This is a genomic window from Nonomuraea insulae, from assembly GCF_042656245.1.
Genome location: NZ_JBHSPA010000126.1, coordinates 15,669 through 37,660, shown reverse-complemented (window position 1 = coordinate 37,660; position 21,992 = coordinate 15,669). Strand labels below are relative to the sequence as shown.

Genomic DNA, 21,992 nt, shown 5'->3' with positions numbered 1-21,992 from the left:
GCGGCGGCGGGCCGTACGCGCGGGTGGCGGCGAGCAGCCACGCGGGCGCCGGCGGCGGCGACGAAGCTGAGCTATTGGCCCGCGCGCTGGCCGGGCTGCCCTCGCAGGAGGCCGGCCTGGTCGTGGGGAACGGCGGGGCCGAAGAGGCGGAGGTCGTGCTGGCCGGCCGCCGCGGCGGGCCGCTCACCAGTAGCACGGTGCACACCGGCGACTGCGGGGCCGCGACGGGCGCGCTGAACCTGGCGGTGGCCGCCCTGGCCATCAGGACGGGCCTCGCGCCGGCGCTGCGCGGGCTGGCCCATCCATGCGCGGGCGACCTGGACGACTACCTCACCAAACCCGGCCTGCCCGTGCCACCGGACCGGGTCCTGGTGTTGTCGGCCGCTCCCGGCTCGGTACGCGGCGCCGTCCTGCTGGAGGCCCCGTGACGGGCGCGTTCGACGTGGGGGAGGCCGACCGGCTGCTCACCACGACCCGATCGGTGCGGCGCAGGCTCGACCTGGACAGGGAGGTGCCCCGCGAACTCATCGAGGAGGCGCTGGAGGTCGCGGTCCAGGCGCCGACGGCCAACAACCACCAGAACTGGCGCTGGGTGGTCGTCACCGACGTGGCGATCAAGGCGCGGATCGGGGAGCTGACCGCGTACTCATGGCGCCACCATCGCAACGCCATGATGGGCGCGGGCCGCCGCAGGCACGAAGCGCAGGCCAGGCGGATGGACGAGTCGGTGGCGAGGTTCACCGAGAACGTCGGGCGGATTCCCGTCCTGGTCCTGCCCTGCGTGATCTCCCGGCCGCCCGACATCCGGGCGGTGGACGAGGAGTGGCAGCGCAGAGTGGCCTCCGCCCCGGAAGGCAACCTGATCCGCGAGGTACGCCTCGGCCCGATGCGCGCCAGCGTCTACTACGGCTCGATCTACCCGGCGATCTGGTCCTTCCAGCTCGCGCTGCGCGGCAGGGGCCTGGGCAGCTCGATCAACTGCATGCACCTGCCTTTCGAGCGGCAGATCGGGGAACTGCTGGGCATCCCGTCGGGAGTGACCCAGATCTGCATGGTCGGCGTCGGCTACACCCTCGGCGGGGACTTCCACCCGGCCAAGCGCCGCCCGGCCAAGGAACGGACGTACTGGGAGAGGTGGGAGAAATGACCATCGACCACGCGGACGTGGTCGTCGTCGGCAGCGGCATGGGCGGCGCCGCGGCGGCCTGCCGGCTGGCCGCGGGCGGGCTGTCGGTCGTGCTGCTGGAGAAGCAGGACGCCTTCACCGACCTCGTACGCGGTGAGTGGCTGGCCCCCTGGGGGATCCAGGAGGCGCAGCGGCTGGGCGTGCTCGACTGCTTCGCCGTGGGCGGCGCCTGCGAGATGCGCCGCTGGGTGACCTGGGACGAGGCCGTTCCGCCCGAGGAGGTCGAGTCCGTCGACATGACGCGCTTCATCCCCAGCGCCGGCGGCCCGCTCTCCTTCCCGCACCACACCGTGTGCCAGATCATGGCGGAGCAGGCGGTCGCGAGCGGCGCCCGCGTGGTCATGAACGCGGCCAAGATCACCGTCACCCCCGGCACGGAGCCGGTCGTCACCTACCGGACGCCCGGCGGGCTCCATGAGCTCAGGGCCAGAATGGTGCTCGGCGCCACCGGCCGCGTCTGCAAGGTCGGGCGGCAGATCGGCGTCAGCATGACCTCCGCCACCCACGAGTGGGGCGGGGCGCTCATGGTCGAGGGCCTGGGCGACTGGCCGGCCGAGACGCAGGCGCTGGGCACCGAGGGCGACGTCATGTTCATGGTGTTCCCCCAGGAGGCCGGCCGGGCCCGCCTGTACATGAACTTCCCCACGGCCAACCAGCATCGCTATCGGGGCCCCGGCGGGCCCGAGCGGTTCATCGCCGACTTCGAGCTCGAATGCCTGCCCGACCGGGGCAAGGCGGTCACCGTGGCCAGGCCGGCGGGGCCGCTGGCCGTCTGGCCGCGCCTGTCGACCCTGCCCGACCGGCCCACGCTCACGGAGGGGGTCGTGCTGATCGGGGACGAGGCCGGCCAGACCGACTCCGTCCTGGGCACCGGCCTGTCCTGCGCGTTGCGCGACGCGCGCACGGTGTCGGAGGTCCTGCTCGGCGGCGACGACTGGCGGCCCGCGGCCTTCGCCCCCTTCCTGGCTGAACGCGCCTTCCGGATGGGGCGCCTGCACCACGGCGCGGAGATCGTCGCCAAGCTGCACGCCTCCTTCGGCCCCGAGGCGCTCGAACGGCGCCGCCGGGTGGGCAGGCTCGCCGCCCGCCACTTCGGCGCGCAGGTGACCGGCCTGCTCAACCTGGTGGCGCCCGAGGACGTGCCCGACTTCGGCTTCAGCGAGTTCTTCGCCGAGCGTCTGTTCAGGGAGAGCGCGTGAACAAGAAACACCTCACCGTCAACGGCGTCGATCTCGCCTACCTCGACGAGGGCGAGGGCGACCCCGTCATCCTGCTGCACGGATTCCCCGACTCCTCCCACCTGTGGCGGCACCAGATCCCGGCGCTGGTGGACGGCGGATTCCGCGCCATCGTGCCCGACCTGCGCGGATTCGGCGACTCCGGCAAACCGCAGGAGGTCGAGGCGTACACCATGCAGACGATCGTCAACGACGTCGTCGCGCTCTCCCAGCGGCTCGGCGTCCAGCGGGCGCACGTCGTCGGCCACGACTGGGGGGCCGCCATCGCCTGGATGTACGCCTTCCTGCTGCCGCGCCGCGTCGACCACCTGGTCGCGCTGTCGGTCGGGCACCCCGGCGTCTTCACCGCCCCGTCGATCGAGCAGCGCGCGGCCTCCTGGTACATGCTCTTCTACCAGTTCCCCGGGGTCAGCGAGGAGCTGCTGCGGCGCAACGGCTGGCGGCTGTTCAAGGAGATCATCGGCCGCGAGGGCGATCACGACCGTTACGTACGCGACCTGGCCAGGCCGGGAGCGCTGACGGCGGCGCTGAACTGGTATCGCGCCAACCGCTCGCCCGCCGCCGAACTGGCCGGCTCCCGGCCCTTCCCGCCCGTCTACGCCCCCACGCTCGGCATCTGGTCCACCCGCGACAAGGACCTGCTGGAGGAGGGCATGACGGGCTCCGGCAGGTTCGTCAAGGGGCCGTGGCGCTACGAGCGCGTCGAGGGCGCCGGCCACTACATCCCGGTCGACGCGCCCGAACAGCTCAACAAGCTGCTGCTGGGCTTCCTCGGCAGCGAGCGGCCCGCAGAGCCCGAGCGGCGTCCCCGGCGGAGGTTGTGATGCCCGCCTTCCTCTTCCCCGGCCAGGGCACCGTCCGCGTCGGCATGGGCGGGTGGCTGCGCCGCGCGGCGGCGGCCAAGCAGGTGTTCGACGCCGCGGACGACCTGCTCTCCGAGCCGATCTCGCCGCTGTGCGCGAAGGGCCCGCTGGACCGGCTGGTCGCCACCGAGCATGCTCAGCGCGCGGTCACCGTGTGCAACCTGGCGGCGCTGGCCGTCCTGCGGGCCGAGGGGCACGAGCCGGAGCTGGTCGCCGGGCACAGCGTGGGCGAGCTGAGCGCCCTGCACGCCGCGGGGGCGCTCGACCTGGAGCAGACCCTCCGGCTGGTGGAGACCAGGTCACGGCTGATGGCCGAGGTCGGCGGGAGTGGCGGGATGAGCGCCGTCATGGGCCTGCCCGTCCCGGAGGTGGAGGCGCTGGCCGCCGCCGCGGAACGGGACGGCGAGCCGCTCGTCGTCGGGCTGGAGAACGCCCTCGGCCACGTCGTCGTCTCCGGGGCGTTCCCCGCGCTCGAACGGCTGGCCCGGCTGGCGCCGAAGGTCGTGCCGCTCAAGGTCGGCAACGCCTTCCACTCGCCCTTCATGCGCGAGGCGCTCCCCGGCTGGGAGCGGGCGGTGCGCGCCGCGCCGATGCGCGAGCCCCGCTTCCCCGTCGTCCCGAACCTCACCGCCCAGCCCACCACTGACCTCGCCGTCCTTCGGGAGGCGCTGATCGGGCAGCTCACCGGCAGGGTCCGGTGGACCGAGACCATGACGCACGCCCTGCCGCTCGGGATGTGCGTGGAGGTGGGGGACAGCAAGGTGCTGGCCGGGCTGGCCCGCGCCGCCGGCGTCCGCTGCCTGAGCATGGCCGACCCGACGACCCCGCGCCGCCTGGCCCGGGAGCGTGCCACATGAACCGCCGACGCTTCGCCGGTCCGATCAGGGAACGCCGGTGTTTCGCTGGTCCGATCCGGGAACGTCGGCGTTTCGCCAGTCTGATCCGGGAACGCCGGTGCTTCGCCGGTTCGGTCCTGGGGTGCCGGTGTTGCGCTGGTTCGATCCGTGGGTGCCGGTGTTTCGCCGGTCTGATCCGGGAGTGCCGGTGTTTCGCCGGTCCGGCGCGGGAGCGTGTCGCGTGAACCGGTGGGGGTTCGCGGAGGTCGGGTTCGCCGGTCTGAGCCGGCCCGGCGAGCTCATCGCCGGACTGCGCCTGGACGAGGTCTACACGCGGTCGGAACGGCTGCGCTCGGGCGCCGGCCGCACGCTCCAGCACTGGGCGGGACGGCTGGCCGCCAAACACGCGGTGCTGCGGCTGCTGGACGTCGCCCCGACGGCCGGCCACCTGCGCGGAGCCGAGGTGCTGCCCCGGCCCGCCGCCACCTGCCGGCGCGACGCCGGTTGCGCCCACGGCCACCCGCCGGCCGTACGGCTCTGCGGAGAGCTCGCGCGGCTCACGGGCGTGCGGCAGATCCGGATCTCCATCAGCCACACCGGCGACCGGGCCCTCGCGGTGGCCCTGGTCTCGGCCCGCCTGCCCGAAGACGAGACGGCCCTGGTGGCGGCCCGCTTGTCCGAAGGTGAGACGGCCCCGGTGGCGGGCGGGCCATTCCGAGAGGAGGTGCCGCGATGACTCTGGCCGAGCTGGCCCACGATCACCTCAAGGCGTGGGAGGCGGGGGACGCGGCCGGCGTCGCCCGTACCGTGAAGTCCTACGCCGACCCCGACACGGCGGGCGCGCTGAGCGGCGCCGAGCTGGAGGAGCACGCGCGGGCGGTCATGGAGCGGCTGCGCGGCCTGCGCTTCGAGGTGGAGCACGTCGTCGAGGGGCCGGAGGCCGCCGTGGTGTCCTGGACGCTGCGCGCCGACCACCGCGCCGCCTACCTGGGCATGCCGGCGGCCGGACGGCCCGTCGAGGTCACCGGCACCGACCTGGTGACCGGCGGAGCGCACGTACGCAGGTGCTTCGACCGGCTGGCGGTCGCCGCGGCGCTCGGCTACGACCCGAGGTTCGTGCCCGCCGCTGACGAGGTCAGGGAGTACGGGGTGAGCGCGCGGGCGGTCACCGCCAGAACCGCCAGGCCCGGCGCGCTCGCGCTGACCTACCTGCAGGTACGCGACGGCGCGGAGGCGGCCGAGGTAGACCTGCTCAGCGTCGAGGTCGTCAAGTCCCTGCGCGCCTCGTCCGGGTTCCTCGGCCTGTCCACGTTCGACATCGGCGACCGCAAGTTCACGCTGAGCGCGTTCGACCGGCCCGAGTCGGTCAGAGCCGTGAACGCCCGGCCGCACCAGCGCGCGATGCGCCGCTTCTTCCGCGGCGGACTGTGCACGCGGGCGCTGATCAGCCAGTGGCTGCCCGCCGCCGTACGCGAGTACGCCCGCTGCCCGCACTGCGCCGGCGTCGTCACCGTCGAGGACGGGGCGGCCTGCGGCTGCGGCTGGGTCCCCGACCGTGTCTCCCTACTGTGACTGGAGCACCATGAGCGTCTTCACCTTCGAGCATCGCCCCGGCGACGGCGCGCGGCCCACCGTCGCCTTCATGTCGGCCCTGTTCGCCGGCAAGTGGATCTGGGACAACCCGTACACCGCCCTGGTCGATTCCGGCCACCCCGTCCTGCGGACGAACGAGGCGATCTGCGAGCTGGACAGCAAGGTGGCCGGGTCCATCGAACGCCTCGGCGACGCCCTGATCGAGGCCTGCGACGAGGCGGGAGCCGAGGAGGTCATCGTCTGCGCCAACTCGCTCGGTGGGCTGGTGGCGATCGACCTGGCGGGCCGCCTCCCCGAGCGGATCCGCGGCATCGTGGTGAGCGGCGCGCCCGGCCTCACCCCCGACCCCGACGTCGGGCTGAGCTTCGACCGCAGGGCCAGCGTGCGCCCCCAGGGCGAGGAGTTCCGCGACCGCATGTTGTCCGCGCTCTTCCACGGCGAGCAGTTGTTCACCGACGAGCAACTGACGCAGACCGCGGAGATGCTCGGCAAACCGGCCTCGATGCTCAGCATGGCCAGGAGCATCAAGGCGACCCGCACCTACCGCGTCAGGCCCGCGATGGACAAGGTGACCTGCCCCTCCATGTACGTCTGGGGCCGGCACGACCGGATGACCCCGATCGACGCCTGGCTGGACCTGCTGGCCGGCTACCCCGCCTGCGAGGTCGTGGTCGTGGAGGACAGCGGGCACATCCCCATGATCGAACGGCCCGGCGAGTACACCGCGAGCCTGGAGGGCTTCCTGGCCCGGCACGCGGGGCCGGCCACGTGAGCGAGCCCGCCGTCCTGGTCGGCCCAGGGGGTCGCGTGGATGAGCCCGCCGTGCTGGTCGGTGTGGACATCGTCGCCGAAGAGCGGGTCGCGGAGGCCGCCCGGCGGGGTGGCGCCACGTTCGGCCGCTGGTTGCCTGCGCCGGAGTCCTTCCCGATCACGGAGAGCTTCATCAAGGCTGTGGGCGGGCGGGCGCCCGGGTTCCGCTGGGACGACTTCGAGCCCGCGGGTCCCGTGCCGCCCGGGGCCGCCGGGTTGCTGGAGGAGGCCGCGGCCTGCCTGACCGGATCGACCGGCCTGTCCCTTCCTGACGGGGCCGCGTACACGATCCGCCGGGCCAGCCGCAGGGCCGCGCTGACCAGGCTGGCGGCGCGGGGCGAGGACCCGCCGCTGCTCGGCGCGGCCCGCTGGGGCCGGTGCGGCGGACTGCTCGTCGCACTGGCGATCGTCCTCATAGACGAGCGGCTCCCCGGCGAGCAGCCCACCGACGAGAAGCCCACCGACGAGCGGCTCCCAGACGAGCGGCTCACCGACAAGCAGGCGGAGGCATGATGTCCGAGGTGTTCGTCCGGCCGGGAGAGCCGGTCCAGGAGGTGCTCGACGCCGCCGGCGCGGGCGCGACGGTGCGGCTGGCCGAGGGCGAGTTCCCGGGCAGCCTGTGGATCAAGCATCCCGGCGTGAGCCTGATCGGCGCGGGCCCGGGGCGTACGGTGCTGGTGCCCGGCGGCAGCGCGCCTCCGGGCATCCCGCCCCTGCACGAGGCCGGGGAGGACGTGCTGAGCGGGATCAGCGTGCACGAGGTGGCCGGCGTCACCGTACGCGGGTTGTCGCTGCGCGGCTTCTCGGGCGCCGGCGTCTACGCGCACACGGTCACCGACGTCGTGCTCGACGACCTGGAGGCCCTCGACAACGCCATCTGGGGCCTGTACGTCCGCGAGTCCACCGGCTGCGAGGTGACCTCCTGCCGCGCCTCAGGCAGTCAGTACGCGGGGGTGGCCCTGAGCTTCTGCGGGCAGGCCGACGCCTTCGTGGCGGACAACGAGACGTCCGGCAACGCCTTCGGCATCTTCATCGACAACTCCTCCAAGGCGCGGCTGGTCCGCAACACCTGCCACGGCAACGCCGCGGGCATTCTGGCCGTCAACCAGACCTACGAGGGCGAGCCTGAAGGCGGCGTGACCGACTGCCTCATCGCCGACAACGACCTGTACGGCAACGGGCTGGCCAGCGGCAGCACCCCCGGCGGCCTCGGTGAGGCGGGCCCGCCGATCTCCGGGGTCGGCCTGGCGCTGATCGGCGGCCAGCGGGTCGCGCTGGTGGGCAACCACGTGCACGACAACCATCCGAGCGGCCCCTCCGTGATGGGCTCCGCCTTCGTCGTGGCCTCCTCCAAGGAGTGGGGCGGCGACGACGCCTTCGGCAACCACGTCCTGTGGAACCGGGTCATCGGCAACACCCCGTTCGACTTCCAGATCGGCGGCGACCCGGCGGCTCACACGTTCGAGGCCAACCTCGCGGGCGCCGGCGAGCCTCCCCACCTGGCGGGCTGGTCGGGCCCGTGACCGCGGCCCTGGCCTGCGCCGGCCTGTCCAAGGCGTACGGGGACCTCGCCGCCGTCCAGGACGTCGGCTTCGAGATCGAGCCCGGCGAGTCGTACGGGCTGCTCGGCCCGAACGGCGCCGGCAAGAGCACGACGATCTCCATGCTCGTCGGCCTGCTCCGCCCCGACTCGGGAAAGGTGCTGATCGACGGCAAGGACTTCGCGGCCGACCCGATCGCGGCCAAGTCGAAGATCGGCTACGTGCCGCAGGAGGTCGCGCTCTACCCCGACCTGACCGCCCGCGAGAACCTGCGTTACTTCGGCCGGCTCTACGGCCTGCCGAGGAAGGCGCTGGCCGCCAGGATCGGCGAGGTGCTCGACCTCGTCAGCCTGACCGACCGGGCCGACGACAAGGTCTCCACGTACTCGGGCGGGATGAAACGCCGCATCAACATCGGCGCCGCGCTCCTGCACAGGCCCGCGGTGCTCTTCCTCGACGAGCCGACCGTCGGCGTCGACCCCCAGAGCCGCATGGCCATACTCAACGGCGTCGAGGAGCTCGTCGCGGGCGGCATGGGCCTGGTCTACACCTCGCACTACATCGAGGAGGTGGAGCGGCTCTGCAAGCGGGTGGGGATCATCGACCACGGCAAGCTCATCGCCGAGGGCACCCCGAAGGAGCTGGTCTCCCTCATCGGCGGTGACGACCGGGTGGAGCTCACCCTCGACACCGACGACATCGAGGTGGCGCTCAAACTGCTGCTGGCCGTCGAGGGTGTCACCGAGGGCGTCCAGGCGGGCGCGGGCGAGGTGCGGCTGATCGTGGACGGCGGCAGGAGCCTGCTCCCCGCGCTGCTCGCGGCCGTGCGCGACGTCGCGGCCGTGACCGCGGTGCGGATCGCCGAGCCCGACCTGGAGGCCGCCTTCCTCTTCCTCACCGGCAGCACCCTCAGGGACTGACGATGCTGAGACCTCTCCTGGTCGTGACCGCGCAGGAACTGCGCACCCGGATCTTCGACGGCACGGCGCTGCTGGTCGCGCTCGTCGCCCCCGTACTGCTGGCCACGATCTTCGGCCTGGCCCTCGGCGGGGACGACCCGCCGCTGCGCGCCACCGTCGGCTACGTCGACCTGGACGGCGGCGAGTTCCCTGCCAGCGTGCGCGGCGAGATGGCCGCGGCCGAGGAGCTCAAGGGCGTGCTGACACTGCGCGACCTGCCCACTCGCGAGGAGGCGCGGCGCCAGGTGGACGACGGCGTGATCGGCGCCGCGATCGTCTTCCTGCCCGGCTTCAGCCAGAGCGTCGGCGCCGGGCGGGGCGGCGAGGTGACGGTGCTCAGCTCGCCCGAGGCCCCGCTCGCCGGGGTGCTCGCCCAGGCCGTCGTGGACCGTATGTCCGCGCTCGTCGAGGCCAGGACGCTCGCCGTGCGCGCCTCGATCGCGGCCGGCGTGCCCGGCGCCGAGGTGCAGGCGTTCGTGGAGCGCAACGGCGCGAACGGTCCCGCGCTGGGCCTGTCGGCCGACTCCCTGTCGGGCGGGAAGGTCGATCTGGCCGTCTACTACGGCACCGGCATGGCCGCCCTCTTCGCCTTCTTCGTGGCCGGCACCTCCGTCAGAGGGCTGCTCACCGAACGGCGGCTGGGCACGCTCGACCGCACGCTGGTGGCGCCCATCCCGCCGTGGACCCCCGCGCTGGCCAAGGCGCTGGTCGGGTTCGGGCTGGCGCTGGCCAGCATGTGCGCCACCTGGGCCTCCTCGGTGCTGATCTTCGGTACGACCTGGGGCGACCCGGTCGCGGTGCTGGCCCTGTGCGCCGCGCACGCGGCCGCCGCCGCCACGATCACCATGCTGGTCGCCAGCCGGGCGCGCACCGAGTCGCAGGCGGACGGCGTCATCATGGGCGTCTCGTTCGTCGTCGCCTTCTTCGGCGGGAGCCTCGTGCCGCTGCACAACCTCCCGGAGTTCCTGCAGAAGGCGGCCCTGCTGACCCCCAACGGCTGGATCTCCTCCGGCCTGATCGAACTGGCCGGCTCCGGCGGCGGGATCGCCTCGGTGACGGCGCCGCTCGGCGTGTTGTGCGCCATCGCGCTCGTGGCCGGCGGCCTGTCGGCCGCCGGGTTGCGGAGAGGACTGACCAGATGAAACCTCGTCCCGTGTTCGCCCTGGTGGCGGCCAACCTGCGGCGCCACGCCCGCGACCGGGTCGGGCTGTTCTTCATCGTGGTGATGCCGTTCCTGACCATCGCGTTCGTCGGGCTCGCCATGGGCGGCGCCGCCACCGGCAAGGTACGGCTGCCGGTGGGCGTCGTCGCGCAGGACTCCGACCCGGTGGCGGCCGCGGTGCTGGAGCAGTTGCGCGGGCATCCCGACCTGGAGGTCGTCCGGGTGGCGGGCGAGCAGGACGTACGGGACCGGGTCAGGGAGGGCGCGCTGGCCGGCGGGCTGGTGATCCGGCCCGGCTCCACCCGGTTCGACATGGTGGTGACGCAGTCCAACGGCAGCGGGCTGGCCGCGCGCCGGGCCGTGGACGTCGCCGTCGGACGGGTGGCCGCGGTCATGGAGGCCACCGGCGCGGCCCGTGCGGCGGGCGCGAGCGCGTCCGAGGCGGCGGCGTACGTACGGGCGGCGCAGGCGGACACCACGCACGTCGAGGTGACCAACACCGGCGCGGCGGCCGGCACTCCGCGCGGCTTCGCCTACACCGCCCCCGCCAACCTCCTGCTGTTCACCTTCCTCAACTCCATGGCCGTGGCCGCCGGGCTGGCGGAGAGCCGCGCGCTCGGCATGATCAGGCGCTCGCTCGCCGCCCCGGTCCGCGAGTGGTCGGTGCTGCTCGGCGAGACGCTGAGCAGGTTCCTCATCGCCGTCGCGCAGGCCGCCCTGATCATGGTGGTGAGCACGCTCGTGTTCGGCGTCTCGTGGGGCGACCCGCTCGGCGTGGCCCTCGTCGTCCTCGTGTTCTGCCTGGTCGCGACCGGGGCCGCGGTCCTCGTCGGCAGCCTCGTACGCTCCCCTTCGCAGGCCCCCGCGATCGGCCCGCCCCTGGGGATCGTGCTGGGCATGCTCGGCGGCTGCCTGTGGCCGAAGGAGGTCGCTGGCGAGCCGCTGAACACGATCGGCTACCTCTTCCCGCACTCCTGGGGCATGGACGCGCTGCTCGCCCTGACGAAACCCGGCGCGGGGGCGGGGGCCGTGGTCACGGAGCTCGCGGTGCTGGCCGGCATGGCGGCGGCCCTGCTGGCGATCGCGCTCGCGGTGTTCCGCCGCGCCACGCGCGTGAGCTGACCGTCATCCGCGCACCGTGGCGGTGCTCAGCTTCGGGTCGGCGGCGATCTCGGCCTGGGTGAACCGCTCGGTGACCCACTGGCCGCGCGAGAACAGCGCCGTCTGGTCGGTGTGGTGGGGCGAGTCGGGGTTGGCGGAGAGCGAATAGGTGAGGACCGTCCGGGTCCTGGGGCCTTCGGGGGTGAGCTCGACGGCCATCATGAAGCTGGACCCGGTGTCCACCTCCGGGTAGCGGCCGTCCTGCCCGAGCGGGCCGCGCATGCGTACCCGGTCGAAGCAGCCCTCCCCTTCGGTGCAGCCCGGGATCGGGATCGAGGAGTAGTGCTGCGCCTGCGCCGGGGTGAGCGTCAGGGGGATGTGGTTGGTCCGGAAGTAGAGGACGGCGTCGGCCAGCGCCTGCCGTGCCACGGAGTCGTCCTTGAGCCTCCGGGGGGTGCTCAACGGATGACCGGGGTCGAACGGCACCAGCCACGGGCTGTAGGGCGGCTCTCCCACCGGGGTCGGCCGCCCGAGCCGGGTGAAGAACTCGCGCCACAGGATGGCCCCCTCGCCGTCCAGGGTGGCGCGCCCGTCCCAGGCACGCAGCGTCGCGCAGGCTTCGCGCACGTTCACGGGCTTGCCGCCGGAGGAGGTCAGCGAGGGATTCGCACGGCACAACCGCAGCAGGTCCGAGCGCATGAGCTCGAAGGTGTAGTTCCGCTTGCCCTGGACGGTGGCCTGCAACGTCTCCAGCGTGAAGCCGGGCTTGCCCAGCCCGTCCTTCCCTGACAGCCGTTGGGCGATCATGTCCAGGCTGACTCGCGGGCGCGGCTCCAGATCGGTGCCCGCCTTGCCCCAGACGCGGGGGTAGCCGGTCAGCGGCGCCTTCGGGTTCGTGATCCAGGCCGTGTTGTTGGAGTTGGCCACGTAGTCGGCGCGGGTCAGCCTCGGCTGGGCGGCTGGGCCGAAGATGCCGGGCACGACGGCGTCGCGGTCCTTGCCCCACAGGCACGCGGAGGTCGAGCCGTCCAGGACGTACTCCTCCAGCCCGGGCATGGGCGAGGGCTTGGCGCAGCGCTCCGCCTGGGCATCGGTGACGTGGGGGACGACCGAGGCGTCGGCGAAGTAGGCGGTTCCCGCGGTGTCGGTGGCGAGCGTGTGGACGAACGGCATGCTCTGGTAGGTGCTCTGAGCCGTGCGCAGCCCGGTGAGGTCGCCCGCCCTGGCCATCGCCAGCCACTCGTCGGCCGGGCGCAGGTTGGCGGCGTTGACGTCGGCGAAGGCGTAGGCGGCCTCGTCCGTGCGGCCGTCGGCGAGCACCGGGCCGTAGCGGGAGGTGGAGAGCGTGTGGTCCACGGTGGTGCCGTCCTGGAGGGTGACCTCCACCACCTGGCGGCCCATCGGCTCGGCCCGGCCGTCCACCACGTAGCTGTCGGGGTCGCCCTTCACCAGGTCGAGCCGGTAGAGGGTGAAGCGCTGGGCGTGGGAGACGGTGTGGGTCCAGGCCACGGCCGCGTTGTGGCCGATCTGGACGACCGGTGTGCCGTACACGCTGGCGCCGGAGACGTCGAGCACGCCGGGGATGGTGAGCTGTACCTGGTAGAAGCGGCGTATCCCGTTCCAGGGGAAGTGCGGGTCGGCGAGCAGCATGCCGTGGCCGTCGCGGGTCGCCTGGCGGCCGAGTGCCCAGGCGTTGCTGCCCGCGGCCGGCCGCTCCGGCGCCTGCCCCTCGACCTCGCCGACGATGAACTCCTTGAACTGGGAGCCGCTGGACATGCGGCTGAAATCGAGGAGGTTGTTCCAGACGTCGGTGGCGGTGATGGGGGCGACCCAGGACTTGCCCCGGCAGGTGGGGTCCGGCAGGTTCGCGACCCCGGTCTCCTTCAGGTAGCGGTTGTACCCGGCGGCGTAGCCGTCCACGAGCCGGCGCAACTCGGCGCTCGGGCCCACGGGCGGCGGCTGGGACAACACCCGTGCCACGACCCCGGACTCGGCGACGCTCTTGTAGTAGACGTCGCTGACCAGGTTGGCGACCGGGCGGACCGGGTCGTCGGAGTCCGCCTCCGGGCCGAAGTTCCTGGATCGTTCGCCGCGCAGGGTGACCACCCAGGAGGCCAGCACGCACAGGTTGTCCTGGGCGAAGGCGTAGCCGTACCCGAATCCGAGCCCGCCGTAGTCCTTGGCGGAGATGTGCGGTAAGCCGTACTCGGTGCGCCGGATCTCGGCGGTGTAGCGGCCGTCGTCGGCCAGGGACGGGGCGGTGGTGCGCACCGCCACCACGACGGCGGCGGCCAGGACCAGCGCGAGCACCGCGGCCGGTCTCAGCGAGAGCTTCATCGGGACTCCTATTCGAAACGCGCGTTGTCGGGCGCGGTCATGCGGCCGAGCAGCGGCAGGGCCGTGAGGATCACCAGGAGGGAGACGGCCAGGCCGCCGCCGACGGTCGCGAAGTAGACCGGCCCCGGCATCGCCAGGGAGGCGTGCTTCATCGCGAGCTGGTCGATGAGCGGCTCGGCCACGCCGAAGCCGGCGCCGGCGGCGAGCACGGCGGCCAGGAGGAGCGGCAGCGCCGACTCCAGGAGCACCACCGCGGCCAGGGTGCGCGTGGGCGTGCCGGCCAGCCGCAGCAGGGTGAACGGCCGCCGCCGCTCGACCAGGCCGCCGCCGACCGCCACGACGAGGCTGCAGCCGCCGACGATCAGGGTGAGCGCGACGATGACCAGCGCGACGCTCTCCGCCCGGGTGTAGAGGTCCGCTCTGACCTGGGCGACCTCGGCGAAGGTCATCGGTGGTTCCTCGGTGTGCCCGGCCAGCAGCGTACGCAGCCGCTCCAGCGTCGCCGGGTCTCCCGTACGGACCATGACCGCCTCCAGGTCGAGCCCGGCGGGAGAGACGGACTGACTCGCGGGGCCCGACAAGGGCAGGAGCTTGTCGATGGTGAGGGGATTGTCGGCGCCGACGATACGGGCAAAGTTCCCCGCCACTCCCCGCGCGCCCGCGGGGCAACTGCCCAGCACGGGGAACCGGGCCAGCTGCGAGCACTCGACCACGGACCTCGCGGGCGGCATGCGCCGGTCCTCCGCCAGGTCCGTGCGGGCGTAGATCGGCAGCACCTCCGCCCCGGGGTAGGCGCGCAGCCGGGCGACCAGGTCCGCCCCCGGTCCCGGCGCCAGACCGGGCACACCCGGCCGGTAGAGGGTGGCGCCCAGCACGTCGTTGAGCCTGCCTCCGGCCACGGCCTGCTGCCCGGCGAGCACCGCCGGAACGAGGGCCGCGATCGTCGTCCCGATGAACACCGCCAGCACCAGCCCGCTCACCGACCTGAACGCGGCCTTCGGGTCGTCGGCCAGCCGCTGGGTGGCCAGCAGCGTCGCCGCGCCGCGGGTGAGCCGGGCGGCCAGGCGCGCGGCCAGCATCGTCAGCCACGGCCCGGCCAGCAGCAGCCCGGCCATGACGAGCACGATCCCGGCGTAGACCGGCGCGGCTTGCGGCTTGCCGTTCTGGAACGCCGGGCCGGCGAACAATCCCAGCCCGGCCAGGAGCGGGATCACCCGCCACGCCCTCGGCGGCGGCTTGACGGCCTTCCTGGCCACGCCGAGCGGCGAGATCCGCACCCGGCGCAGCGACCACAGGGCGGCGACGGCCGCGACGAGCGGCACACCGGCGAGTACGGCCACGTACTGCCAGAGGCTCGGGACGATGGTCTCGGGGAAGAAGCGCGAGCCGGTGATCCGCACTCCGGCCACGAGCGGGCGTACGAGCTGGAAGAGCCCGGCGCCGGCCAGCGCGCCGAGCAGCGCGCCCACGGCGGCGTCCACCGCGGCGAGCGTGTTGATCTGCCGGGAGGTGGCGCCGACCAGCCGGATCGCCGCGAACCGCGTCTCGCGGCGGGCGGCGGCCAGGCGGGTGGCGGTGCCCACCAGCACCAGCAGCGGGACGATCAGCCCGATGGCCGCGATGCCGAACGCGACCTGGTAGACGTCCGTGTTCTCGTCGATCGCGGGTCCGGTGGCCACCGCGTCCACCTGCCGGGTGCCGATCATGGCGGCGACCTGCTGCGGGGCGTGCCCCACGACGATGGCCAGGTCGTCGGGCCCGGACAGCGCCGCCTGGCCGAGCAGGCCCGCCCGGGTGCCGGGGAAGCGGCCGGCGAGCTGCTCGGGCGGGGCCGAGTCCAGCAGTCTGCCGAGCGCGGGGGAGAGGTAGTACTGACCGGGGTCTGGCATGCGGGACAGGCCGGGGATGACCGGCGCCCGGTCGCCGAGCGCCGCCGCGTCCAGCCTCTTGATCTTCCGGCCCGCGTAGTAGTCCTCGCGCAGGTTCCACAACGCGCCGTCGGCGGTGGCGTCGAGGGCCCAGCCGTTGGGCGCGGCGCCGCGCGTGCACTCCCAGCAGGGGCGGTCGTTGGCGGTCAGGAAGGCGTTGAACAGCGCCAGCGTCGCCAGCAACACCGTGACGCCGACCGCCACCCCGGCCACGATCAGCGCCAGCCTGGCGGCCGTCTCCCTGCCGCCGCGCAACGACAGCCGCAGGCCCAGCAGCATCATCGGACGATCCCGCTCGCGTACGGGTCGGTCACCTTGCCGTCGCGTACGATGATCTCCCGGTCGGCGCCGGCGGCCACCCGGGCGTCGTGCGTCACCACGATCACCGTGGTGCCCTCCTCGCGGGCCAGGCCCACCAGCAGCTCCATCACGTGCTCGCCGGTGAGCGAGTCGAGCGCGCCGGTCGGCTCGTCGGCGAAGACCACCCGCGGCCCCGTCACCAGCGCCCTGGCGATGGCCACCCGCTGCGCCTGCCCGCCGGACAACTCCCCGGTACGCCGTCCGCCCAGCCCGCCCAGCTCCAGCCGCTCCAGCCAGGACGCCGCCCGCGCGTAGGCGGGCTTGCGCCTGGTCCGGCCGAGCAGCAGCGGCAGCGCCACGTTGTCGGCCACGGTCAGTTCCGGCACGAGCTGGCCGAACTGGAAGACGAAGCCGAAGGCGGTGCGCCGCAGCTCGCTGCGGCTGCCGTCGTCCAGCGTGTCCAGCCGCCGCCCGTCGAACCACACCTCCCCGCTGTCCGGGGTGAAGATCCCGGCCAGGCAGTGCAGCAGCGTCGATTTGCCCGATCCGCTGGGCCCCATGATGGCCAGGACCTCGCCCGCGTTCACCGACACGGCGGCCTCCCGCAGCGCGGGCGTGTTGCCGAAGGAGCGGCTGATCCCCTCGGCCCGCAGCAGTGCGTTGACGATCATCGCTCGCGCACCGTCTCCGCCAGCGCCCCGAGTCGGGCCTGGGTGACGTCGATCCACCGCAGGTCGGCCTCCAGATGGAACAGGGCGTGGTCGGCGAGCAGCGTGTCGACCAGCGCGCCACCCCGCTTGACCTCGGACAGCTCGCGCATGCGCCGCAGGTGCGTGGCGCGCTGGGTGTCGAGGTAGCCCGCCGCGTCGCGGTCCAGCATCAGCGCCAGCACGACCTTGGTGAACAACACCGTCTGCAGGTACGGCTCCGCCGCGACCGGCTCGGCCAGCCACGACGCCACCTCGCTCGTGCCGACCGGGGTGATCACGTAGCGCTTGCGGTCAGGGCCGTCGCCAGGCTCGCTCTGCCCGGCGGTGACCTTGCCGTCTCTGGCCAGGCGGGCGAGCGTGGAGTACACCTGCCCGAACGGAAGGGTCCTGCCCCTGCCGAAGTAGGTGTCGTAGTCCCGTTTCAGGTCGTAACCGTGGCTGGGCTCCCGCTCCAGGAGGCCGAGCAGGGCTAGGGGAACGCTCATGGCCGGTCAATATACACCGAGGGTATACGCCGCGCGTATAAGGAGAAATTCTTCCCGGAATCTGCTAACGTACAGAACGTTAAGTCCAAACTGAACGATCTGTATGGGAGTGACATGCCCACAGATGACGAGAGCGACTACCTTGAGCGCTTCGGACTCTTCTTCGAGATGGCCGGCGGCAACCGCACCGCCGGCCGGATGTTCGGCTGGCTGCTGATCAGCGAGCCGCCCGACCAGTCGATCACCGAGCTGGCCGAGGTGCTGCAGGTCAGCAAGGCCTCGGTGAGCACCGTGATCAGGCAGCTCCAGCAGGCCGGCTTCGTGGAGCGGGTGCCCGCGCCCGGCACGCGGCAGCACCGCTACCAGGTCAAGGCCGACGGCTGGCTGCAGATCGCGCAGTCGCGGATCGGGTTCCTGAGCGCGGGCAGGGACCTGTCCCAGCTCGGCCTGAAGATCATCGGCGACGACCCGGCACGTGGGGAACGGCTGGGCGAGTTCGCCGACTTTCTCGCCTTCATGGAGAAGGAGTACGGCGACGAACTCGTCCGCCGCTGGCAGCGCTACCGCGAGGAGGGAAACGCGTGAACGTGATCACGGCACTCGGCCTGACCAAACGCTTCGGCCGCTTCACCGCGCTCGACGGGCTCGACCTGGAGGTCGCGGAGGGCGAGGTGCACGGCTTCCTCGGCCCCAACGGCGCGGGCAAGACCACCACGATCAGGGTGCTCCTCGGCATGTTGCGCGCCGACGGCGGCACGGTCGGCCTGTTCGGCGCCGACCCGTGGAACGACGCGGTCGAGTTGCACCGGCGGCTCGCGTACGTGCCCGGCGACGTCAACCTCTGGCCCAACCTCACCGGCGGCGAGGTCATCGACCTGTTCGGCCGGCTCAGGGGCGGCATCGACCGGGCCCGCCGCGCCGAACTCCTCGACATGTACGGGCTCGACCCGGCCAAGAAGGCCCGCACCTACTCCAAGGGCAACAGGCAGAAGGTCGCGCTGGTGGCGGCGTTCGCCTCGGACGTCCCCCTGTACATCCTCGACGAGCCCACCTCCGGCTTGGACCCGTTGATGGAGGTGGTGTTCCAGGACTGCGTGCGCGAGGCGAAGCGGCAGGGCAAGACCGTGCTGCTGTCCAGCCACATCCTGGCCGAGGTCGAGGCGCTGTGCGACCGGGTGAGCATCGTGCGGGAGGGGCGTACCGTCGAGCGCGGCACGCTGTCCGAGCTGCGCCACCTGACGACCACGAGCATCACGGTCGAGACCGCCGCCCCGCCGACCGGCCTGGCGGACCTGCCCGGAGTGCACGATCCCGACATCCAGGGCACCAGGGCCAGCCTGTCGGTGGACACGGCGTCGCTGGACGCGGTGGTCGGGCACCTGCACACGTTCGGCATCCGATCGCTCACCTCCGCGCCGCCGACCCTGGAGGAGCTGTTCATCAGGCACTACGGCCACGCCGCCGTGCGCGAACCGTCAGGAGCGTCGCGATGACGGGCGTCGGGTCGCTCATCAGGCTGATCCTGCGCAGGGACCGCCTGCTCCTGCCGGTCTGGATCCTGGGCCTGGCCGCGATCACGTCGAGCACCGCCGCCGGCGTCCTGGAGCTGTACTCCACCGAGGCCGCACGCAGGGAGTGGGCCTCCGGGATCGCGGGCAACCCGATGGAGCTGGCGCTCGTCGGCCCCATCTTCGGCGACAGCGCGGGCGCGATCACGAGCTGGCAGGTCGGGGTGCGCAGCCTGCTCGGCGCGGCCCTGGCCGGCCTGCTGACGGTCGTCAGGCACACCCGGGCCGAGGAGGACTCCGGCCGCCGCGAGATGCTCGGCTCGACCGCGGTGGGCCGGCACGCGCAGCTCGTCGCGGCGCTGATCGTGAGCGTCGTGGCCTGCTGCCTGACCGGCCTGCTCACCGCCCTGGCCCTCACCGGAGCCGGCCTGCCGGGCGGCGGGTCGCTGGCTCTGGGGCTGGCGATCGCGAGCGTGGGCTGCGTCTGCGCCGGGATCGGCGCGGTCACGGCCCAGGCGTCCGAGAGCGCGGGCGGCGCCAGGGGCATCGGCCTCATCGTCCTGGCCGTCGCGTACGTGCTGCGCGCTCTCGGAGACGCGAGCGGCGGCGCGCTCTCCTGGTTGTCGCCGCTCGGCTGGGCGCACCGGGTGCGGCCGTTCGCGGGGGAGCAGTGGCCGGTGCTGCTGCTGCCCGCCGCCGCCACGCTGGCGCTGGCCGGGGTGGCGGTGGCACTCTCCGCCCGCAGGGACCTCGGCGCCGGTCTGCTCCCGGTACGCCCGGGGCCGGCCACCGCGTCGCCCGCCCTGCGCGGCCCGTTCTCCCTGGCCTGGCGCCTGCACAGGACCACGCTGACCGGCTGGGTGATCGGCTTCTGCTGCGCGGGCGCCGTCCTGGGCGGCATCGCGCAGAGCGTCACCGGCCAGGCCGGGCAGAGCCGCCAGCTCCAGGACCTCATCGACTACCTGGGCGGCGGCGGCAGGCCGGTGGACGGCGTCTTCGCCCTGTTCCTGTACATCCTGGCGCTGGCCGCGGCGGCGTACGGGGTGCAGGTCACGCTCCGGGCGCGCACCGAGGAGCTGGCGGGCCGCGCCGAGCCCATGCTGGCCACTCCGATCGGCCGCCTGCGCTGGCTCGGCGCGCACCTGCTCGTGGCGGCCGCGGGCTCGGCCGCCATCCTGGCCGCGCTCGGACTCAGCGGGGGTCTCATCTTCGGCTTGACCAGCGGGAACGTGGCCGGCGAAGTGCCCAGGCTGCTCGGGGGCGCGCTGGTCTACCTGCCCGCCGTCTGGATCATGATCGGCGTCGCGACCCTCCTGTACGGCCTGGTCCCTCGCGCTGCCGTCGCGGGCGCCTGGGGGATCCTCGTGCTGAACGTGCTGGTGTTCCTGCTGGCCCAGCTCCCCGGCGTGGACGACTCGATCGCGAGCGCCTCGCCGTTCATCGAGATCCCGAAGCTGCCGGCGGCGGCCCTCTCGGCGGCGCCCCTGCTGATCCTGCCGGCCATCGCGGCCGTGCTGACGGTGGCCGGCATGTACGGCTTCAGGCGCCGCCACCTGGCCTGACCGTCATCAGAAGGCTTTTACGAGCTCCCGGCTGGCGCGGCGGGCCGCGGCCAGCACGTCGTCGGCGCTCGCGCCGGTGCCCTGGGCCGCCACCAGCGCGGCGCTGACCGTGTCGAACGCCATGCGCACGAACAACCGCTCCTCCTGACTCGCCTCCGGGTCGACGAGCAGGTCGATGACGCGGTCGAAGAGCTGCCTGACGTTGTAGCGGCCGTCGATGCGCCGCAACATGGGCTGGTTGGCCCCCGCGACGCGCATGACCTCGAGGCGGCCGGGGGTGCTGGTCTCCACCCATCGCATGACGGCCCGCTGGAGCAGGCCGGGCGTGGCCGGCTGGGCGTTGATCCACTCGATGAAGATGTCGAGCTCGCGCGCCCGATCCTCCATCAGGCCCAGCAGGATCGCCTCCTTGTTGCGGAAGTGGTAGTAGAGCGACGACTTGGTCATGCCGAGCTCGCTGGAGATGTCCCTGGTCGAGGTGGCCTCGTAGCCCTTCTCCGCGAACAGCCGCAGGGCGACCTGGAGGATCTGCGCCCGGGTCTCCGCGCCTGAGCGCCTGCCGCCTGTTGTGGTCGTCACGCCGCCAGCATAGTTCACCACCGAACGCCCGTTCAGCTTGCTTGCTGAACGGGCGTTCGGCTACTCTCTGGATGAGCTTAACGAACGCCCGTTCAGTGACTTGAGGAGAACATCATGGAGACCAGCCCTCGCATCGCCATCGTCGGCGCCGGCCCCGGCGGGCTCACCTGCGCCCGCGTCCTGCAGACCCACGGCATCGACGTCACCGTCTACGACGCCGACGCCTCGGCCCTCGCCCGCGACCCCGGCGGCACCCTGGACCTGCACGCCGACTCCGGGCAGATCGCGCTGGAGGACGCGGGCCTGCTGGCGGAGTTCATGGCGCTCGCCAGGCCGGAGGGTCAGGCCAAGAGCATGCTCGACCAGCACGGCACCGTGCTCAACGCGTACGTGCCCGACGCCGGGGACGTCGCCGCGCCGGAGGTCGACCGCGGGCAACTACGGGCCATGCTCGCCGCGAACGTCGAGCCCGGCACGATCCGATGGGGGCACAAACTGCTCCACGCCGTCCCGCTCGGCGACGGCGCGCACCGCCTGGAGTTCGACGGCGCGGCGAGCGCCGAGGCGGACCTGGTCATCGGCGCAGACGGCGCCTGGTCCCGCGTGCGCCCGCTGCTGTGCGACGCCGTCCCCGCCTACAGCGGCGTCTGCTTCCTCGACGTCTACTACGACGACGTCGAGCACCGCCACCCCGCGATCGCGGAGCTGGTCGGCGACGGCCACATGTTCGCCAAGGACGGCCAGGGCCGTGCCGTCATCGGCCAGCGCAACAGCAACGGCCGGGTCCGCGCCTTCCTGGCCCTGCGCGCCGAGGCCCGCGTCCTGAACGACCTCGACCTCGGCGACCGGGACGCGGTCCACACCTTCCTGCTCCAGGAGTACGCCGGGTGGGAGCCGCGGTTCCGGCCGTTCCTGACCGACTGCGACGGCGGCTACGTCAGCCGCCCGATCCACATCCTGCCCGCCCCGCTCACCTGGGACCACACACCCGGCGTGACGCTGCTGGGCGACGCGGCGCACCTGATGTCCCCCTTCGGCGGCTTCGGCGCCAACCTCGCCATGCTCGACGGCGCCGAATTGGCCCACGCCATCGCGAAGGAGCCGACCATCGACGAGGCCATCACCCGGTATGAGGCGACCATGCTGCCCCGCTCGGGCGAGCACGCCGTGGGGGCCAACGACGCCCTGGAGCGTTTCTTCGCCACGGGCGCCGTCACCGCCGCGCAGGCGCCCGACCCCCAGGCCGAGCACGAGCGCTACCTCGCCAACGCGGCCGCCTACCGGTCGTCGTGAC

The 21,992-nt window shown here is 73.0% G+C and carries 21 protein-coding genes and 1 pseudogene; 17 read left to right on the top strand and 5 right to left on the bottom strand.

Annotated elements, in window-relative coordinates; translation table 11 throughout:
- The 13 genes and pseudogenes from ACFPZ3_RS67465 to ACFPZ3_RS67405 form a co-directional block, all read left to right on the top strand.
- Positions 1-428 (top strand): annotated as a pseudogene (locus ACFPZ3_RS67465) (beta-ketoacyl-[acyl-carrier-protein] synthase family protein); the annotation flags it as partial.
- Entirely contained in the window at positions 425-1,147 is a 723-nt protein-coding gene (locus tag ACFPZ3_RS67460; protein ID WP_379524855.1) for a nitroreductase family protein, read from the top strand. The pseudogene ACFPZ3_RS67465 and the gene ACFPZ3_RS67460, both read left to right, overlap by 4 nt.
- Entirely contained in the window at positions 1,144-2,385 is a 1,242-nt protein-coding gene (locus ACFPZ3_RS67455; protein ID WP_379524854.1) for an NAD(P)/FAD-dependent oxidoreductase, read from the top strand. Before ACFPZ3_RS67460 ends, ACFPZ3_RS67455 begins: the two co-directional genes overlap by 4 nt.
- The gene (locus tag ACFPZ3_RS67450; protein WP_379524853.1) at positions 2,382-3,248 is read left to right on the top strand and encodes an alpha/beta fold hydrolase; all 867 of its coding nucleotides are present in this window, start codon (positions 2,382-2,384) and stop codon (positions 3,246-3,248) included. The genes ACFPZ3_RS67455 and ACFPZ3_RS67450 overlap by 4 nt, the downstream gene beginning before the upstream one ends.
- The gene (locus ACFPZ3_RS67445) at positions 3,248-4,144 is read left to right on the top strand and encodes an ACP S-malonyltransferase (RefSeq protein WP_379524852.1); all 897 of its coding nucleotides are present in this window, start codon (positions 3,248-3,250) and stop codon (positions 4,142-4,144) included. The genes ACFPZ3_RS67450 and ACFPZ3_RS67445 overlap by 1 nt, the downstream gene beginning before the upstream one ends.
- Positions 4,145-4,364: 220 nt before the next feature.
- Positions 4,365-4,859 carry a holo-ACP synthase gene (locus ACFPZ3_RS67440; RefSeq protein ID WP_379524851.1) on the top strand — a complete coding sequence of 165 codons (495 nt, stop codon included), beginning with the start codon at positions 4,365-4,367 and terminating at the stop codon, positions 4,857-4,859.
- Positions 4,856-5,695 carry an ester cyclase gene (locus ACFPZ3_RS67435; RefSeq protein ID WP_379524850.1) on the top strand — a complete coding sequence of 280 codons (840 nt, stop codon included), beginning with the start codon at positions 4,856-4,858 and terminating at the stop codon, positions 5,693-5,695. The genes ACFPZ3_RS67440 and ACFPZ3_RS67435 overlap by 4 nt, the downstream gene beginning before the upstream one ends.
- A gap of 10 nt (positions 5,696-5,705) precedes the next feature.
- Positions 5,706-6,488: an alpha/beta fold hydrolase gene (locus ACFPZ3_RS67430; protein WP_379524849.1), complete on the top strand. Its 783-nt coding sequence runs from the start codon at positions 5,706-5,708 to the stop codon at positions 6,486-6,488.
- A 35-nt stretch (positions 6,489-6,523) separates the two neighbouring features.
- On the top strand, positions 6,524-7,039 hold the full coding sequence (locus ACFPZ3_RS67425; protein WP_379524848.1) for a hypothetical protein: 516 nt from the start codon (positions 6,524-6,526) through the stop codon (positions 7,037-7,039).
- Positions 7,036-8,049 carry a right-handed parallel beta-helix repeat-containing protein gene (locus tag ACFPZ3_RS67420; protein ID WP_379524847.1) on the top strand — a complete coding sequence of 338 codons (1,014 nt, stop codon included), beginning with the start codon at positions 7,036-7,038 and terminating at the stop codon, positions 8,047-8,049. Before ACFPZ3_RS67425 ends, ACFPZ3_RS67420 begins: the two co-directional genes overlap by 4 nt.
- Complete coding sequence (locus tag ACFPZ3_RS67415) at positions 8,046-8,987, top strand: ABC transporter ATP-binding protein (protein WP_379524846.1); 942 nt, start codon at positions 8,046-8,048, stop codon at positions 8,985-8,987. The genes ACFPZ3_RS67420 and ACFPZ3_RS67415 overlap by 4 nt, the downstream gene beginning before the upstream one ends.
- A 2-nt stretch (positions 8,988-8,989) precedes the next feature.
- The gene (locus ACFPZ3_RS67410; protein ID WP_379524845.1) at positions 8,990-10,168 is read left to right on the top strand and encodes an ABC transporter permease; all 1,179 of its coding nucleotides are present in this window, start codon (positions 8,990-8,992) and stop codon (positions 10,166-10,168) included.
- Entirely contained in the window at positions 10,165-11,310 is a 1,146-nt protein-coding gene (locus tag ACFPZ3_RS67405) for an ABC transporter permease (protein WP_379524844.1), read from the top strand. The genes ACFPZ3_RS67410 and ACFPZ3_RS67405 overlap by 4 nt, the downstream gene beginning before the upstream one ends.
- A 3-nt stretch (positions 11,311-11,313) precedes the next feature.
- Here ACFPZ3_RS67405 and ACFPZ3_RS67400 read toward each other — a convergent pair whose 3' ends face one another.
- From ACFPZ3_RS67400 to ACFPZ3_RS67385, 4 genes are read right to left on the bottom strand one after another with little or no spacing between them, the layout of a single operon-like run.
- Positions 11,314-13,626: a penicillin acylase family protein gene (locus tag ACFPZ3_RS67400; RefSeq protein WP_379524843.1), complete on the bottom strand. Its 2,313-nt coding sequence runs from the start codon at positions 13,624-13,626 to the stop codon at positions 11,314-11,316.
- Between the two features lie 8 nt (positions 13,627-13,634).
- Positions 13,635-15,836 (bottom strand): FtsX-like permease family protein, encoded by a 2,202-nt coding sequence (locus ACFPZ3_RS67395; protein ID WP_379524842.1) that lies wholly within the window; start codon positions 15,834-15,836, stop codon positions 13,635-13,637.
- Entirely contained in the window at positions 15,833-16,525 is a 693-nt protein-coding gene (locus tag ACFPZ3_RS67390) for an ABC transporter ATP-binding protein (RefSeq protein ID WP_379524841.1), read from the bottom strand. Before ACFPZ3_RS67390 ends, ACFPZ3_RS67395 begins: the two co-directional genes overlap by 4 nt.
- Positions 16,522-17,049 carry a PadR family transcriptional regulator gene (locus tag ACFPZ3_RS67385; protein ID WP_379524840.1) on the bottom strand — a complete coding sequence of 176 codons (528 nt, stop codon included), beginning with the start codon at positions 17,047-17,049 and terminating at the stop codon, positions 16,522-16,524. Before ACFPZ3_RS67385 ends, ACFPZ3_RS67390 begins: the two co-directional genes overlap by 4 nt.
- A gap of 114 nt (positions 17,050-17,163) precedes the next feature.
- Between ACFPZ3_RS67385 and ACFPZ3_RS67380 the strand changes: the two genes are divergently transcribed.
- Genes ACFPZ3_RS67380 through ACFPZ3_RS67370 form a run of 3 tightly spaced genes read left to right on the top strand, consistent with a single transcriptional unit; the run spans position 17,164 to position 20,119 of the window.
- Positions 17,164-17,634: a GbsR/MarR family transcriptional regulator gene (locus ACFPZ3_RS67380; protein ID WP_379524839.1), complete on the top strand. Its 471-nt coding sequence runs from the start codon at positions 17,164-17,166 to the stop codon at positions 17,632-17,634.
- On the top strand, positions 17,631-18,542 hold the full coding sequence (locus tag ACFPZ3_RS67375) for an ABC transporter ATP-binding protein (protein ID WP_379524838.1): 912 nt from the start codon (positions 17,631-17,633) through the stop codon (positions 18,540-18,542). The genes ACFPZ3_RS67380 and ACFPZ3_RS67375 overlap by 4 nt, the downstream gene beginning before the upstream one ends.
- Positions 18,539-20,119, top strand: coding sequence for an ABC transporter permease (locus ACFPZ3_RS67370; RefSeq protein WP_379524837.1), 1,581 nt, complete (start codon positions 18,539-18,541; stop codon positions 20,117-20,119). Before ACFPZ3_RS67375 ends, ACFPZ3_RS67370 begins: the two co-directional genes overlap by 4 nt.
- 6 nt (positions 20,120-20,125) lie before the next feature.
- Here the strand turns inward: ACFPZ3_RS67370 and ACFPZ3_RS67365 are convergent, their stop codons facing one another.
- On the bottom strand, positions 20,126-20,698 hold the full coding sequence (locus ACFPZ3_RS67365; protein WP_379524836.1) for a TetR/AcrR family transcriptional regulator: 573 nt from the start codon (positions 20,696-20,698) through the stop codon (positions 20,126-20,128).
- Between the two features lie 114 nt (positions 20,699-20,812).
- Here ACFPZ3_RS67365 and ACFPZ3_RS67360 point away from each other — a divergent pair, with 114 nt between their 5' ends.
- Positions 20,813-21,991 (top strand): FAD-dependent oxidoreductase, encoded by a 1,179-nt coding sequence (locus ACFPZ3_RS67360; RefSeq protein WP_379524835.1) that lies wholly within the window; start codon positions 20,813-20,815, stop codon positions 21,989-21,991.
- Position 21,992 lies beyond the last annotated feature (1 nt).